This is a genomic window from Desulfovibrio sp. An276 (assembly GCF_002159665.1).
Classification (GTDB): domain Bacteria; phylum Desulfobacterota; class Desulfovibrionia; order Desulfovibrionales; family Desulfovibrionaceae; genus Desulfovibrio; species Desulfovibrio faecigallinarum.
This window is the reverse complement of record NZ_NFJC01000051.1, coordinates 1-15,023: the sequence shown is the minus strand read 5'-3', so window position 1 is coordinate 15,023 and position 15,023 is coordinate 1. Positions and strand designations below refer to the sequence as shown.

At 57.1% G+C, this 15,023-nt stretch carries 18 protein-coding genes; 9 read left to right on the top strand and 9 right to left on the bottom strand.

Annotated elements, in window-relative coordinates; translation table 11 throughout:
- The 8 genes from B5F76_RS13605 to B5F76_RS13570 form a co-directional block, all read left to right on the top strand.
- Positions 1-194, top strand: a 194-nt coding sequence (locus B5F76_RS13605) for a hypothetical protein (RefSeq protein ID WP_204218424.1), incomplete at its 5' end; no start/stop codon positions are given.
- A gap of 226 nt (positions 195-420) precedes the next feature.
- Positions 421-621, top strand: a complete 201-nt coding sequence (locus B5F76_RS14615) for a hypothetical protein (RefSeq protein ID WP_144268496.1) — start codon at positions 421-423, stop codon at positions 619-621.
- A gap of 261 nt (positions 622-882) precedes the next feature.
- Complete coding sequence (locus tag B5F76_RS13595; RefSeq protein ID WP_087355500.1) at positions 883-1,494, top strand: type IV toxin-antitoxin system AbiEi family antitoxin domain-containing protein; 612 nt, start codon at positions 883-885, stop codon at positions 1,492-1,494.
- Positions 1,491-2,369, top strand: a complete 879-nt coding sequence (locus B5F76_RS13590; protein ID WP_087355498.1) for a hypothetical protein — start codon at positions 1,491-1,493, stop codon at positions 2,367-2,369. The genes B5F76_RS13595 and B5F76_RS13590 overlap by 4 nt, the downstream gene beginning before the upstream one ends.
- Positions 2,370-2,464: 95 nt before the next feature.
- The gene (locus B5F76_RS13585; protein WP_087355496.1) at positions 2,465-2,800 is read left to right on the top strand and encodes a hypothetical protein; all 336 of its coding nucleotides are present in this window, start codon (positions 2,465-2,467) and stop codon (positions 2,798-2,800) included.
- A 244-nt stretch (positions 2,801-3,044) separates the two neighbouring features.
- Positions 3,045-3,476, top strand: a complete 432-nt coding sequence (locus B5F76_RS13580) for a DMT family transporter (RefSeq protein WP_087355493.1) — start codon at positions 3,045-3,047, stop codon at positions 3,474-3,476.
- Positions 3,476-3,796 carry a DMT family transporter gene (locus B5F76_RS13575; RefSeq protein WP_087355491.1) on the top strand — a complete coding sequence of 107 codons (321 nt, stop codon included), beginning with the start codon at positions 3,476-3,478 and terminating at the stop codon, positions 3,794-3,796. Before B5F76_RS13580 ends, B5F76_RS13575 begins: the two co-directional genes overlap by 1 nt.
- A 94-nt stretch (positions 3,797-3,890) precedes the next feature.
- Complete coding sequence (locus B5F76_RS13570; RefSeq protein ID WP_087355490.1) at positions 3,891-4,937, top strand: AAA family ATPase; 1,047 nt, start codon at positions 3,891-3,893, stop codon at positions 4,935-4,937.
- Between the two features lie 108 nt (positions 4,938-5,045).
- On the opposite strand, the gene B5F76_RS13565 is transcribed toward B5F76_RS13570, so the two are convergent.
- The 9 genes from B5F76_RS13565 to fabD form a co-directional block, all read right to left on the bottom strand.
- Entirely contained in the window at positions 5,046-5,987 is a 942-nt protein-coding gene (locus tag B5F76_RS13565; RefSeq protein WP_087355508.1) for an ABC transporter ATP-binding protein, read from the bottom strand.
- Positions 5,988-5,998: 11 nt separating this feature from the next.
- A complete protein-coding gene (locus B5F76_RS13560) occupies positions 5,999-6,910 on the bottom strand; it encodes an MlaA family lipoprotein (RefSeq protein WP_087355486.1) in 912 nt (303 codons plus the stop codon).
- Entirely contained in the window at positions 6,910-7,599 is a 690-nt protein-coding gene (locus B5F76_RS13555; protein ID WP_239407073.1) for a Tgt2/MlaC family protein, read from the bottom strand. The genes B5F76_RS13560 and B5F76_RS13555 overlap by 1 nt, the downstream gene beginning before the upstream one ends.
- A gap of 19 nt (positions 7,600-7,618) precedes the next feature.
- A complete protein-coding gene (gene mlaD / locus B5F76_RS13550) occupies positions 7,619-8,071 on the bottom strand; it encodes an outer membrane lipid asymmetry maintenance protein MlaD (RefSeq protein WP_087355483.1) in 453 nt (150 codons plus the stop codon).
- 119 nt (positions 8,072-8,190) lie between these two features.
- Positions 8,191-9,027 (bottom strand): ABC transporter ATP-binding protein, encoded by an 837-nt coding sequence (locus B5F76_RS13545; protein ID WP_087355481.1) that lies wholly within the window; start codon positions 9,025-9,027, stop codon positions 8,191-8,193.
- A 10-nt stretch (positions 9,028-9,037) separates the two neighbouring features.
- Complete coding sequence (locus tag B5F76_RS13540; protein WP_087355479.1) at positions 9,038-9,823, bottom strand: MlaE family ABC transporter permease; 786 nt, start codon at positions 9,821-9,823, stop codon at positions 9,038-9,040.
- A gap of 8 nt (positions 9,824-9,831) precedes the next feature.
- On the bottom strand, positions 9,832-10,539 hold the full coding sequence (locus tag B5F76_RS13535; protein ID WP_087355477.1) for an SPOR domain-containing protein: 708 nt from the start codon (positions 10,537-10,539) through the stop codon (positions 9,832-9,834).
- Positions 10,540-10,561: 22 nt separating this feature from the next.
- The gene (argS, locus tag B5F76_RS13530; protein WP_087355474.1) at positions 10,562-12,217 is read right to left on the bottom strand and encodes an arginine--tRNA ligase; all 1,656 of its coding nucleotides are present in this window, start codon (positions 12,215-12,217) and stop codon (positions 10,562-10,564) included.
- A 63-nt stretch (positions 12,218-12,280) separates the two neighbouring features.
- Positions 12,281-13,213 carry an ACP S-malonyltransferase gene (gene fabD / locus B5F76_RS13525; RefSeq protein ID WP_087355471.1) on the bottom strand — a complete coding sequence of 311 codons (933 nt, stop codon included), beginning with the start codon at positions 13,211-13,213 and terminating at the stop codon, positions 12,281-12,283.
- Between the two features lie 829 nt (positions 13,214-14,042).
- On the opposite strand from fabD, the gene B5F76_RS13520 reads away from it, so the two are divergent.
- The coding region (locus B5F76_RS13520; protein ID WP_204218423.1) for a hypothetical protein at positions 14,043-15,023 on the top strand (981 nt) is incomplete at its 3' end.

The following is a 15,023-nucleotide window of genomic DNA, read 5'->3' as shown; positions in this document are numbered from 1 at the left end:
AGGCCGAAGAGCCCAAGGCCGAGGCTCCCAAGGCTGAACCTGCGAAGGCCGAAGAGCCCAAGGCCGAGGCTCCCAAGGCTGAACCTGCGAAGGCCGAAGAGCCCAAGGCTGAGGCTGCGAAGACTGAAGAGCCCAAGGCTGAGCCTGCGAAGGCCGAGGCACCCAAGGCTGAAGCTCCCGCGGAAGCCAAGTAACCATCCATTTCAGTGATATCATCTCCCCGCCCTGTAACCAGGGCGGGGATTTTTTTGAGGTAGAGGACTTGGCTTCCAGCCTGTGAATATCCTCTTTCCAACCATTGCTGTCCATTGACACCAATAACAAAGATGTTTTACTTTATAACCTGCAAAAGAAGAACAAATCAAAAAAACAGAGCAGGCAGCAAAAACTCCCAAGGAATTCATGCGAGGAATACATGCCATGTCCAGCACAGATTTTGATGATTTTTATTATGATGACACCTATGTATTACCAGAAGAACGTGCAAAGATAGAATATGATGTCGAATCAATAGGCAAAATGATTGAAGAGCGTGGAGCAAATGTTTCAAGGGAAATTGGCGGATGTGACAAAGATCAGTCAATCTGCTCCAACGTATCCGAAAAAGATGAAATGGCTTAACAGCGCATTTTGGCAAATTGCATGCGCCACCGCAGGAGACGTATCACCTGGGAAAGCCAAGACTGCCTGCCTATATCTTCTCAACAACGTTCTCAAGGATGCCACTCTGCCCCGCTTTCAGGCGGAGATTTTTTTGCTGATGGCAGAGACGGAAACCTGATTCTGGCCAGAGAATTTACAAAACAGGGGCAAACCGGCTAAAAAGATCATATTCGCTCCAGTAACTGGAGTTTTTTCCACAATTACTTGTGAAAATCCGCCATGGAAACAGAGGGACGCAAAGTGCTCAAAAACACGCAGATGCTCCTGCAGGAACTCAAAAGGTTTGCGGATCCGCATCATCGCATTGAGCGCATGGTGCGCAACGGCCAGATTGTCCGCATCATGCGTGGACTCTACTCCGACAAGAGCTCCGTACTCGGGCCGCACGTAGCTGGCCAAATTTGCAGTCCTTCCTATCTCTCCTTCGAGTACGCGCTTTCCCACTATGATCTCATTCCGGAGGCCGTCCGCTCGTGTACATCCGCAACTTTCTGCAAGAGGAAAGAAAAAATTATCCAGACATCCATAGGCTTTTTCTTCTTCCGTGACGTCCCGGCGCAGGCCTTTCCCTGGGAGGTCATGGTCTGCGACGAGTATGATGCACCCTTTCTTCTTGCTTCTGCCGAAAAAGCCCTTTGTGATCAGCTCTACACGCTCAAGCCGATGAAAAATCAGAAAGACCTGGAATACATGCTGTTCGAGGACATGCGCGTCGAGGAGGAAGACTTTCTGGCCCTGAATTCCACGACACTGTGCGAACTAGCTCCCCTCTATCACGCGAGAAACCTTGATCTTCTCAAACGATATCTGAAAAGGAGGAAAAGGGCATGAAACCGCTGTTTCAAGCCCTGGTCGATAGCTGGCTGTCCAGCCACAAGCCGTGGGGAAGGGATCATGCAGTTCGGGCGCTCCTGCTGAAAATCCTCATGTGCGCTCTCTCAAAGGCCGGATTCTTCCAGATTGGGGCCCTGTACGGAGAGAGCGCCATGTACTTTTTTCACGAACTCCTCAAAATTCCCGATGAGCTGGACCTCTGCCTGTGCGAAGGAAGCTGCGAGGCTGTGGACCCTGTTCCGTATCACAAGGAATGCTCCACCTGGATACGTGCCTTTGGCCTCACAGCCACAACAGAGGTGCCGGATTGGGATGCGTCCGACCCGCGCAGCATCATTTTTCATTTCCAGGCTGACGGGCATGTCCTGAACTCGCCCCTGCGCATTGTTGTGAACATACGGCCCTCTCCCGGAAGCCACGCTTGTTTTGTCACCGGGCACAATGCCCGCCCCTGCCCATGTTTTGTCCGGATGTGCGATCTGCCAACACTACTGGCGGACACCATGTACGAGCTTCTCGCCTCCTCGCAGCACAAGTGCATCGGCAGGGCGCTTATCCATTACCTCCCCCTGCATTCGCACAAGGTGCCAGTGAACATGCCCTATTTGCGGGAACGGCTTGCCCTTGCAAACCATCCTCTGGCTCGGGAACTCACCCTGCAAACGCTGCAGAAAGCACTCACAAGGAGGCTCCAGTCGCTGGACTACGAGGCGGCAAAACAGGCAGCCGTACCACAAGACACCCCTCCTCCTCTTGCCTGCGCGTTGTATGGCATTACTCTTTGGGGCTCCGACTTCTTCTGTTCCATTACCAGGGATCTGAAGGAGGAAAGCACTGAGGCCGTGAGAGCTGCCCCACTGTTTCTCCTCTGACCCGAACGCAGTCTTTTTCGCCTCGCACGGGGGCTTGCCCGCCATGGCAAGGCTCGGCTATACTGCATCAATCATTTGTCCCGGGAGCCAAAGCCATGTCTCATTCCAGACAGAGAGCCCGCATTGCGGCAGGCATCCTTCTTGCGGCACTGCTTTTGCCCTTCCCTGCGCAAGGAGCCCAGGGCTCCGACATCGCAGACAGACTTCTTTGCGAACTCATGCAAAAACCTGCCAGCACGCGCAACCAGACCCGCGGGGTACACACGCCAGCCGTGCGCCCCGGGGAATACAGGGCCAAAATGAGCGAGGCGCGGGCTGCAGAACAAAGGGTGCAACAAAACAGGGCAAAGGCCCAGCCTGCGCCAAGGTTCACGCATCCGCGCAAAAATGCCAAACCCCGCATGTCATCGGACAGGCTGAGCGGACGCTAGGGCAAGCCTACAGACTTCCCAAATATCCAGACAATCCATCATGCTTTTCCCACTCCTTCCTCTTCCCTCCTCCCGCTCGGCTCGTGCGCTGAGCCTGTGCGAGCGCTACTGGCGCGCGCATCTCTAGTCATTTCCCCTTGTACAACACTCGCGCGCCCTGGGGACTCTATCCCCATGGCCCTTTGCACACTCACCCCGGACCCAAGGTCCCGGGGGCTTTTGCGCGTTGCGCAAGGAAAAGGAAATGTCTCTGCAAAAAACAACCCTTGCCCACTGGCTGTGGCTTGTGACAGCCATAGTGCTGGAAGTTGCCGCAACCACCATCATGACACTCTCCCACCGCTGGACCTTTGCCCATGCAGAAATCCTGGGCCTTGGCATCATGTGGCTTGGCATAGCCCTCTCCTACTTCAGCCTGGCACGCGCCACCACAGGCCTTCCCGTTGGGGTGGCCTTTGCCTTCTGGGAGGGCCTGGGCCTTGTACTTGTCACCCTCTCCGGCGTGTTCATCCTCTCCGAAGAGCTCTCCCTTTCCCGCTTCCTTGGCCTTGTCTGCGTTTTGGCAGGCGCCCTTCTGGTTCACAAGGGGACAAGCCACGGGGATGAGGAAGAAACCCAAACGACGTCCTCCAAAGCATCGGAAGACTACAAGACAGCCGAAGGAGGTGCAAAATAATGACTCTTGCCCTTCTTCTCGTGGCCCTTGCCGCGGCGCTCGACATAGCCGCCAACGTCATGCTCGCCAAAAGCTGCGGTTTTAAAAAGCGCCTTTGGGGCGTCATAGCCCTGCTGCTTGTGGGCCTTGCCTTCTTCTGCCTCTCTTTGGCTGTCCGCACCCTGCCGCTCACCATTGCCTACGCCTCCTGGGGAGCCATAGGCATACTCGGCACATCCTTAAGCGGCTGGCTCATCTTCGGGCAAAAGCTGAAGCCCGCTGCCTACGCTGGCATGGTTCTGCTTATTGGCGGCATGGTCTTTCTGCGCTTAAGCGCGTAGAAGGCTGACTGACACGAGAGTGGTATTCGCAGATACCACTCTCTTCTCCCTCCCCTTCGCCAGGGCAAATGCCGCAAATCTTCGGGAGTAGTCCATGCTCAAGACGCTACACTTGCAAAACTTCACGGTATTTCCCAACGCCCGGCTTGAGTTTTCTCCTGGCCTCAATGTCCTCATTGGCGAGAACGGGGCCGGAAAAAGCCATCTTCTGAAGCTGGGCTATTCCCTGCTGAACAGCCTTGGATCCCCTGGAAACAGGAGACCCGCAAAAACCGTGGCAGAACGGGCAATTGCGCAAGAACTTGTCGGTGTCTTCGGGGCTGAAAGTCTGGGAAGGCTGGTCTCAAGAACGCAAGGGGACACAAGAGCCGGGATTGAGGTAACCTGGAGTGAAGACGGAGCCATCAGCCTTTACTTCTCGGGCAGAAGCTCCGAAAGAGTGCATATAGACAGGGCAAACTATCCTCCCCTGCCCTCATCCGTGCTTTTTCTTCCCCCTGGAGAAATCCTTTCTGTCTTTGCAGGCTTTCAGGGTGCTATCGAGAAAAGGGAGCTTGCCTTTGATGCGACGTATCTTTCCCTGACAATGGCCCTGAACAACGCTCCCCTGAAGGGAAAGCTTCTCCAGGAGATATTCGGGATCATCAGGGAGATTGAAGCCATCCTTGGCGCAAAAATCGTGAAAAGGGAAAACCGCTTCTTTTTCGTCTCAAAGAGCAGAGGAGAACTTGAAGCGCACCTTGCATCCATCGGAGAACGCAAACTGGGCATGCTTGCCTATCTCCTCATGAATGGCGAAATCCGCAAGGATACTGTCCTGTTCATGGATACTCCCGAGGCAGGACTGAACCCCCTCCTGCAAAAAAGGCTTGCCAAAATCCTTGTTCTGGCAAGTTCCTGTATGCAGATAGTCATTGCCACACACAGTCTCTTCTTCCTGAAAGAACTCATGATACTGCAAATGCAAAAGGAATTGAAACTAGCCATGTATTTCGGAATTCACAAATCCGGGAATGGCTCAGCAGTTCTGCAGGGAGAATCCATTGAAGAAATAGGCGACATTGCCTTACTGGACGCAGCTATTGCCCAATCGGACAGGTACATGCAATTGGCGTACGAGGAAGGACAGAACACAGAGTAAAGTCTTGCTGTGATATACAGAACAGGAAACAGTCCTGCTTGTATAAAGCCCCGCGCCACTATCCGTGGCACGGGGCTTTTGCAAATACTGGGCATCACACAAGAAGGCTTATGCCAAGTGGCACCACACCCTGTGTTCGCCAGAGCTCTTCTGGCAAGGAGCCTCTCTTTTGCAGATATCTGTTGCCTGTGGGCAGCGAGGATGGAAGGGACAGCCTGCCGGCATGGCGCCCAGGGGCGGCACTGTGCCCGCAATCACAGGCAGCCTTGTTCCTGCTTCCACTCTTGCCGGATCACAGGCCATAAGACCACGCGTATACGGGTGCGCAGGGTTTTGCAAAACCTCGGCCACGCTTCCCCATTCCACAAGGTGGCCTGCGTACATGACGCCCACCCTTTCCGCAGTCCTTGCCACCACACCCAAATCGTGGGTAATGAGAAGAACAGCCATGCCGCGGCGCGAACACTGTTCTTCCAGGATGGCGAGTATCTGCCCCTGTATGGTCGCGTCAAGCGCGGTGGTGGGCTCGTCGGCAAGCAGGATCTCGGGCTCGCAGGAAAGGGCCATGGCTATCATCACGCGCTGGCGCATGCCCCCGGAAAGCTCGTGGGGGTAGAGCTCGTAGCGCTCCTCGGGCGAGGGAATCCCCACCTGGGAAAAGAGCTCTGTCACCTTTTCCCTTGCCTCTGCCTTGCCAAGGCCCTTGTGGTAGCGCAAAGGCTCCGCAGCCTGCACGCCCACCTTGAGGACAGGGTTCAGAGCCGTCATGGGCTCCTGAAAGATCATGGCCATGCGGTTTCCGCGAAGCTTCTGCCACTCCCGCTCGGAAAGCTCAAGAAGGTTTTTGTCATTCCAGAGGACACGGCCAAGAAGCTCGCTTTTCCTTGGCGCAAGGCCCATGCAGGCCCTGGCCGTGAGGCTCTTGCCGCAGCCGGATTCGCCCACAAGGCAGGTGATGCTTGCCTCTGGCAGGGTAAGGCTTATGTCGCGCACGGCAAAAAGGCGTCTCATCTCGTCGTCGCGAAACAAGACGCCCAGATTTTCAAGCATAAGGCCTGCCACTAGCGGGCCACCTGTATGGCGCGATAGCGCACCCAGGCCTCGCGCATCATGATGTAGGGATCCACGGCAGCATCGCGGATGGACATGTAGGTGGGCAAAACGTCGTCGAGATCGTTGAAGAAGAAGCCCACTTCTATGCCGGAAATGACGTACCAGGGAGCCTTCCAGGCGTAGCCCACGGCAAAGCCGGGATAGGCAAAGTAGTCGCCTGCCCAGCCGAAGGTCTCGCGCACGGAGCTTGGGCCAATGAAGGGCCAGACAAGGTAGCAGCCGTGCGGTATGCCCCAGCGCCCCAGGGTCTGCCCGAAGTCCTCGCCCTCGGGGTGAACCGGCACCACGGGCTTCTTGTATTTGGCAACGTCGATAAAGCCGCCCATGCCGGCTGTTGAGTTGGCAATGAAGCGCGCGAACTCGACTCCTGCCTCCATGAAACGGAACTGCAGAAGATTGTTCACAAAGCGCATGGGGAAGAGCAGGTTGTGCCAGAAGTTGCTAAGGCCCTCGCGCACCTGATGGGGAGTGATGGTCTCCCAGGCCGTGTAGGCAGGCTTTGCCACGTAGACGTAGAAGATGTCGTTGAAGCCGAACCAGAAGCGGTTCCAGCCCTCCAGGGGGTCTGCTATGCTCTGCACTGGCTCATCGTCGTAGTCGTCCAGCTCGTCCTCGATCTGCATGTCCAGGGACTTGTTTTCCTTGACCACGATGCCGTCCATGGGAAGGCTCTTGGACGAGGTCTGTCCGTAAACGCTCGAAGGAGCGGCATTGGATTTGGGAGGATTGGCGACAATGGGCCGTGCGGTCACGGCACCCTCGTTCTCGGCTGCCTGGGCTGTCAGGCCTGCACCAAGACTCAGGGCGAAAAGCAGGACCAGGAAAAGGACCTTGCCCAAAACAGTGTGTTGCTTTTCCATTAGAAACCTGCCTCCGACGCCCTGGCGCGCACGGATTCTATGAGCTGCGCTGGCGAAGACTTCATGAGAATTTCCTGGAACTGGGTGCGGTAGTTGTTGACAAGGCTTATGCCTTCCACGAAGACGTCGTAGACCACCCAGACTGCGCCTGCGGCTTCTTCCTTGAACATCATGCGATAGGATATGGGGAGGATCTTCCCGTCGGACATGGTGATTTCCGTGGCTATTTCCACGCGCCTGTGCGTAGAGGAGACGCGCTCGGAAACAAAGCGGACACTTTCACCATTGTAGCCGTCTATGTGATTCAGATAGGTGGAAAAGAGAAGGCACGCAAAGGCCTGGGTAAAGTCTGCCCTCTCGGCCTCAGTAAAGCTTCTCCAGTGCTGCCCCAGGGTGCGGGCGGAAAATTCCCGAAAATCGAAGATGTGGTAGACCTCGTCCTCGATCTGCCTGCGCAGGGGCGCGCGGGTCGCGGGATTCACATAATTTGGGTTTTTCAGAAGCGAGAGTATGCGATCCGTGGAGGTCTCGAGCATCTGGCGGGCCAGAGAGGGATCCGGCACGTTCGCAGTCACAGACGCGGCAAAAGCCTCGCCCCTGCCCCCAAATAAGAGCACGAGCAAAAGGAACAGGGCGCAAAACGCTGCGCGCTGTATGCGAGCCAGGCGGCGAGGGAGTTCTTGTGCCACTGCTTTGGCCCCCCTTTCCCTACTTCACGCCTCCGAAGGCGTACTTGCCAATGAGCGAGCCGAGATCAAGTGCAGGCTCCGTGTCCACAATGGTGTCCCCGGCCTCCAGGATATCCATGGATCCTCCGGGCGCCACATCGATGAACTTGTCGCCTATGAGGCCTGCTGTGCGCACTGAGGCAATGGTGTCGTCCGGAAGCTGCAGATCCCTTTCGAAGCGCAGGGTGACCATGGCAGTGGTCTGTGTCTCGCTGCGCACAAGCTCGATGGCCGCAACCTTGCCCACGGGAACACCTGCCATTTCAATGTCCGCTCCCACGCGCAGGCCCGAGACATTGGTGAAGCTTGCCTTGAGCTCGAAGCCCTCGTCGGAAAAGACTTCCATCTTGCCCAGCTTGATGGTCATGTAGGCCACGCAAAGAAGCCCTACGAGCACAAAGACGCCGACTGCGGCGGAGCGTTTCGAATCCATATGGGTATCCCGTACAATTGGCCTCTAGGGCCCATTTGTGTGTTGTGTCTATTTGCCCTGCTTCAAAAGGAAGCAAAGGGATTTTCAGAATATGCCTCGCGCGCATGGCGCGCAAGGGGTTAGCGGGCAAGCCATTTGCCAAGGATGGTGCGCACCCTGGCAGCCATGCCGCGGCCGGCCTGCTGTTGCGGGGCTTCCACCTCATCCGGGGCGCTCGCCCTGCGCTCGAGAAACTGCACAAGGTAAGCGTCTGTGCTTTGCTTCAAATCGTCCGGCTTTCCGCAGAAAATGGATGTGCCGTCCCGTATCACCATGACCTGATCGGCTATGGCCCAGAGGCTTGCCAGATCGTGGCTCACCACCACAATGGCCATGTCCGGGAAGCGTTCGTTCATGGAAAGAAGCAGCTCGTCCATGCGCGCTGCAGTGATGGGGTCAAGGCCGGAGGTGGGCTCGTCGCACAAAAGGATGCGCGGATCGGCCACGATGGCACGGGCAAGGCCTGCCCTCTTGCGCATGCCGCCGGAAAGCTCGTTGGGGTAGTAGTCCGCAAAGTCCTCAAGGCCCACAAGCTGCAAAACGCGCATGGCCTCGTCGCGAAGCTCTGCCTTTGTCAGATGCAGATGCTCGGACAGGGGCAGGACCACGTTCTGTGCCAGGGTGAGGGCGCCAAGAAGGGCCCCGTCCTGGAAGAGAACGCCCATGTTGCGGCGCAGTTTGCGAAACTGTGCAGCAGGCAGGCGCAGTATGTCTTCCCCGCCTATGAGAAGCTCGCCTGCCATGGGGCGGGAGAGGCCTATGATCTGGCGAAGCAGGGTGGATTTGCCGCAGCCGGAGCCTCCCAGGATGACAGAAATGCTGCCTGCGGGAAGGACGCCAGTCACGTTTTCGAGGACAACGTGATCCCCGTACCCTGCCTTGAGCCCGCGTATGTCAATGTCCCAGCGTGTCGCCATGGATAAGCCCCTAGAGGAAGAGAGAGGTGAGCACGTAGTCCGTAGCCAGAATGAGCACGCAGGCTATGACAACGGCAGAGGTTGTGGCGTTGCCCACGGCCTCCGGGCCCACACTGTCCTTGCGAGTGTTCGCAAAATAGCCCTGATGGCAGCAGACAGCCGTGACCAGAATGCCGAAAACCAGGGCCTTCAGAAAGCCGCAGCCTATGTCGGTCATGGTGACCGAGGAGGAGATGCGGTAGAAATAGGCGCCCTGGTTCATGTCGAGCAGGGCAACACCCGTGAGATAGCCGCCGATTATGCCCACCACGTCAAAGACCGCAGTCAGAAGCGGGAAGGAGATAATGGAGGCCACAAGGCGCGGCGAGACCAGATAGGACACGGAATTGATGTCCATGACGTCCAAGGCGTCAATCTGATCGCTTATGCGCATGACGCCAATTTCCGCTGTCATGCTCGATCCTGCCCTGCCTGTCAGCATGATGGCCGTGAGCACTGGCCCAAGCTCGCGTATGAGCGAGAGCGAGACCACTGAGCCAAGAAAGCCCACGGAGCCGAACTTTATGAGGGTGTAGTAGCCCTGCAGGCCAAGCACCATGCCGCAGAAAAGCGAGATGAGCACGATGAGGAAGAGGGACTGAAAGCCTATGACGTGTATCTGGCGAAACGAACGCACAAAGATGCGCGGAGAGGTGAAGATCTGGACAAAGCCGCTGCCAAGGAAGATGGCAAGCGATCCCATGAAGCACAGGGCGCGCTCAAAAGGCTCGCCAAGGCTTGCGAAAAAGCGTGTCATATCTGCCCCTAGTTCTTCCTGCGGGAGATGCGCATGGGCTCGCCAAGGCCGGCACTCTTGACGTCACGCAAGAACTGCGCTGCGTCCTCGTCCGTGCCCTTGAAGGTGTGCTGCAAGGCCCAAGAGTTTCCGCTCTTGCGAATGCTCACACGAAAGCCCTTGGCCTCGTAGCGCTCCTGCTCGCTCCTCGCGTCCTGCTGCGAACGCACGGTAGCCATGCGGTAGGTATAGGTGTAGGTGGCAGGCCCCTTGGCAGTTGCCTTTTCCGCCCTGGCCCCCTGAGGCTGGGTGGCCTGGGCCGTTGCCTGAGGGGCAGCGGTTGCGGAGGAAGTCCGAAACACGGGCTGTCCAGGCACGACAGGCTTTCCTGCTGCCTGGGCTGGCGTCTGGCCGGGCATCTGGGCAGCTGCGGGCATCTGCCCTGGTGTCTGCACCTCGCCAGGGGCCTGCACAGGCACTGTACCGGCAGCCTGGACGCCCTGCCCTGCTGTGGCTGCAGCGTTGTTCCCCTGCCAGATGGCGGCTATCTTTTGCAAATGTTCCTCTGGGTTCTGGCCTCTGCCGATCATGAAGCCCATGTAGAAGCACCAGCCAAGAACCAGCACTATGGCAAGGCCCACCAGGGTCAGGGCACCGGCAGACAGGGAGAAGTTGATGCGGCTTGCGCCGTCCCTGGTCCTTGTTCTTTGCACGGAAGATTGCATCTCGAGCGCCATCTTCTCCTCCCTGGGAATGGTTCTACATGCGTTCCGGAGCGCTCACGCCCAGAAGATCCAGGCCGTTGGCCAAAACCTGGGCTACGGCCCGCAAAAGCGCCAGGCGCGCCCTTGCGGTCTTCTCGTCGTCTGCGGAAAGGATGCTGTACTTGTTGTAGTAGCTGTGCAAAAGCTGGGCCAGCTCCGAAAGGTAGTGGCTCACCTGGTGCACGGAAAGGTTCTTGGCTGCCTGGGCAATCATGTCCGGGAAGACTTCCATCTTGCGCAAAAGCGCCATGTCCTCGGGCTTGTCCAGGGGTGCCAGAGCCTCCTCGCTGCTCAGCTGGGGAATGCCTATGCCCTGCTCGGCTGCCCTGCGCATGATGGCGCAGATGCGTGCGTGGGCGTACTGAACGTAGTAGACAGGGTTGTCCATGCTGCGTTCCTTCACGGCATCGAGATCGAAGTCCACGGCTGTGTCCATCTTGCGCGAGAGGAACATGAAGCGGGCAGCGTCGACACCCACTTCCTTCACCACATCCGCCAAAGTCTCGAAGGTGCCTGCGCGGGTGGACATGCTGACGGGCTGGCCCTTGATGAGCAGGTTCACGAGCTGGATGAGCACCACCTCGAACTGGGACTGTTCGCGGCCCATGGCGGCAATGGCAGCGCGCATGCGGGGGATGTAGCCGTGGTGGTCTGCGCCCCACACGTCCACAAGAAAGTCATAGCCCCTGGCAAACTTGTCGTGGTGGTAGGCTATGTCCGAGGCAAAGTAGGTGAGGGTACCGTCCTTCTTGCGCAGGACGCGATCCTTGTCGTCCCCGAACCTGGTTGTGGCAAACCACAAAGCCCCGTCCTTCTCGTAGAGGTAGCCTGCCTTGTCCAGGGCCTTGAAGGCAGCGTCCACCTTTCCCTCGTCAAAGAGGCTCTTTTCCGAGAACCACACCTGATGCTCGACGCGGAAATGGGCAAGGTCCGCGCGTATGCCCTCAAGGATAACGTCCTTGGCATACTCGTAACAGCGCTCCTCGCCCTCCTTGTCGCTTGCCCTGGCAAGATCGGGATCCTGCAGAAGCATTTCCTGGGCTATGTCCTTGATGTACTCGCCCTTGTACCAGTCCGTGGGCTCTTCCATGGGGCGGCCCACCATGTTGCGCAAACGGTACCACACGGAAAGGCCAAGAAGGCGCATCTGACGGCCTGCGTCGTTGATGTAGTACTCGGTAGTCACATCGTAGCCTGCCCTGCGAAGGAGGCGTGCCAGGCTGTCGCCGCAGGCAGCGCCGCGGCCGTGGCCCACGTGCAGGGGCCCTGTGGGGTTGGCGGACACGTATTCCACAAGGGTCTTTTTGCCCTCGCCTGTCTGCGTGTTGCCGTACTTTGCGCCTGCCTGTTCCACGTCGCAGACAACCTTCTGCCAGAAGGAGGGGGCAAAGGTGATGTTGCAAAAGCCCGGGCCTGCAATCTCCACCTTCACGATATCCTCGCAGGAGGATCGCACAAAGTCCGCAAGCTCCGCTGCCACCTCCCTCGGGGGCATGCCCAGGGGCTTTGCCAGGAGCATGGCCACATTGGTGGCCAGATCCCCGTGCTTCGGATCCCTGGCGGGTTCGATGACTGCCTTTTCGGGCCAGGCAAGGCCCTTCTTGAGCAGAAATTCTCCCACAAGGGAATGGACTGTGCTGTATGCTTGCATTGCGTGTCTCTCCTGCGACGATAGGTATTTTCTTTGGGTTGAACTTTTTTTGGGAAAGCCTTTTTAGGCTGTGGCCTCTTCAAGCTTGCTGACAACGGCCGTGGTGACAGGGCCTGCCGTTTCCACGCCCTCGAGGCAGCGGGCGACCATCTTGCTTAAAATCGCCTTGGGACCGACTTCGATGAAGTCGTGCAGGCCGTGGGCTGCCTCGGACTGCATGATCTCGATCCAGCGCACGGGCGAGGTCATCTGCACAAGCATGGCTTCGCGGATGCTCTCGCCGTCCTCAAGGGGACCGGCTGTCACGTTACTGTAGACAGGGCAGATGGGACGCGCCCAGACCACCTTCTTCATGTGGCTGGCAAGCTCGTCTGCGGCCTTTTGCATGAGGGGGCTGTGGAAGGCGCCGCTCACGGCCAGGGGCAGGGCCCTGCCCTTCACTTCCTTGGCCATGGAGGAGGCGAGCGCCACTGCGTCCTTTGTGCCGCTTATGACGTACTGGCCGGGGGTATTGTAGTTTGCGACAAGCAGAACTTCTCCGCTCTCGGCCTTGGCCTTTTCCACTATCTCCTGCACCTTTTCCAGGGGCAGTTTCACGATGGCTGCCATGGCGCCTAGGCCGTCCGGATCGCTCTCGGCCATGAGGCGGCCTCGCAGGGAGACGAGTTTCAGGCAGGTCTCCACATCGAGCACGCGGGCCACGGCAAGGGCGCTGTATTCGCCAAGGCTGTGACCGGCACAGGCCAGGGGACGCACGCTGCGGGAAAGGGCCTGCCAGAGGGTCAGGTTCACCACGGTCAGGGCAGGCTGCAGGGCCCTTGTGTCGCTCATGGCCGCCTCGTCGCCTTCCCAGTAGATCTCGCGCAGGGGCAGTCCGCTTATGGCTTCGGCCTTCTTCCACATGTCCATGGCTTCGGAACTGGCATCCGCCACGTCGCGACCCATGCCCGGAACCTGGGCGCCCTGTCCGGGAAAGAGCAATGAGGCTGCTCGCATCGTGTCAAAACTCCTTGAAAAAAATGTGTCCCCCGGGGCATACCCGGGAAGTAGTTGACAAGTAATGGAATGCACTCTTTTTACAGGATCAAGCCCCTAGTGGCAAGCGCACGAAAAAGGGCGATCCGGCAGGGGCGCGAGTGCTGAAGGCCAATCCCCAATAGCCCCAAGGCAACAAAAAAACTGGCAGTCCTTTTTTTGAACCAATTCTGCCTGCGCATTCCCCACTCGTATAAGAATGGGGTTAGCAGGCAGGTTGTCTGTGATAGCTCGTATAACATGTTGTATACGCAAAACAAACAAAACCCATCTTCTATTTGAGGGTTAATAAGCTATTTCGAGATTGCCAAAGAGAGAAGTATTTGTTATGTCTCAAACAGCTTCTTCCACCAACTCTGCGCATCAGCCGGGAGGACGGCACAATGCAGATTGTCTCCAGCTACAAGGTACGGATTGCCGAGAGCAATCAGAAAATCGTCAGGCATGTATCGATACGCTCGACTTGTATCGCGCGGCTGTCGATTTTTTCATTGCGCTCGTCCTGAAACGCTGGGACAGCGTTTTTGTGAAGGAGATGCCGGAACAGAAGCAGATCAAGGCAATGGAACAGCTGTGTATTCGGACAAAGAACAGGCCGGATACGCCTTATGATTTTTCAGAGAAATTTTACAAGTTTCCAAGCTATCTGCGACGCGCAGCCATTCGTCACGCCTACGGTCAGGTCTCGTCATACATGGCACACCTCGAGACATGGACAAAGAACAGGCATGGCAATCCTCCCGGGCTTCCCCGGGCCGGACGTGTCTTTCCTCCCCTGTATCACAAGAACATGTTTGTGCGTGACAAGAGCAACGGCCTGTACAGTGCCCGCATCAAGGTGTTTATCCGCAATACCTGGGACTGGATGGAAGTCAGGCTTCGCAAGTCTGACGTAGACTACCTCGAGCGTTACTGCTGCCATCGTACAGAACACGTCCCGACTCTCTGCCGTCAGAGCAGAAAAGTCTGGTCCCTTGCCTTTCCCTTTACCGAGGAGGTTGAGCTCAAGCCCAAAAAAACAATTTATCAGCAAACAATTGTCTCTGTTGATCTTGGCATCAACAGCGCGTGCGTTTGTTCAGCCATGCTCTCGGATGGCACTATCATCGGTAGACATTTTCTCCAACTGCCGAGCGAGGAAGACTCTCTGGAGCATGGTCTGGGCAAAATACGCAACGCGCAACGTCATGGTGCCAGAAGAATGCCCAATCTCTGGGCTGGCCCCAAGGGTATCAACAAGGCAATTTCAATAAAGACCGCAAGGTTTGTCATAGAAGTCGCCTTGCAATATTCCGCGGACGCGATTGTCATGGAATTCCTTGATTTTCATGGAAAAAGATATCGACAGAGACTGCATTTGTGGAGAGCCCGGTACGTACAGGAAATGGTCACGTCCAGGGCACACCGCAATGGTATGCGTATAGCCCGTGTCTGCGCGTGGAATACGTCGAAGCTGGCGTATGATGGCTCCGGGCCAGTGCGCAGGGACAAGGACAACTACAGCTTGTGTACTTTCCGCAGCATGTGCAAGCTTCCCATCAAGAAGAACGCCAACGCAGCTCCCAAGGAACCGCCCATAGACGAGTATGCTGGTGGAAAGCGCTACAACTGTGATTTGTCCGCGTCCTACAACATAGGCGCAAGGTATTTCATCCGCGAGATTCTCAAGTCCGTTGATGAGAATCAACGGCGGGACATTCTGGCAAAAGTTCCAGAATGCTCTCACAGAAGCACGTGCACCCTGGATTCGTTAATTAGGCTGCGGGCGGCC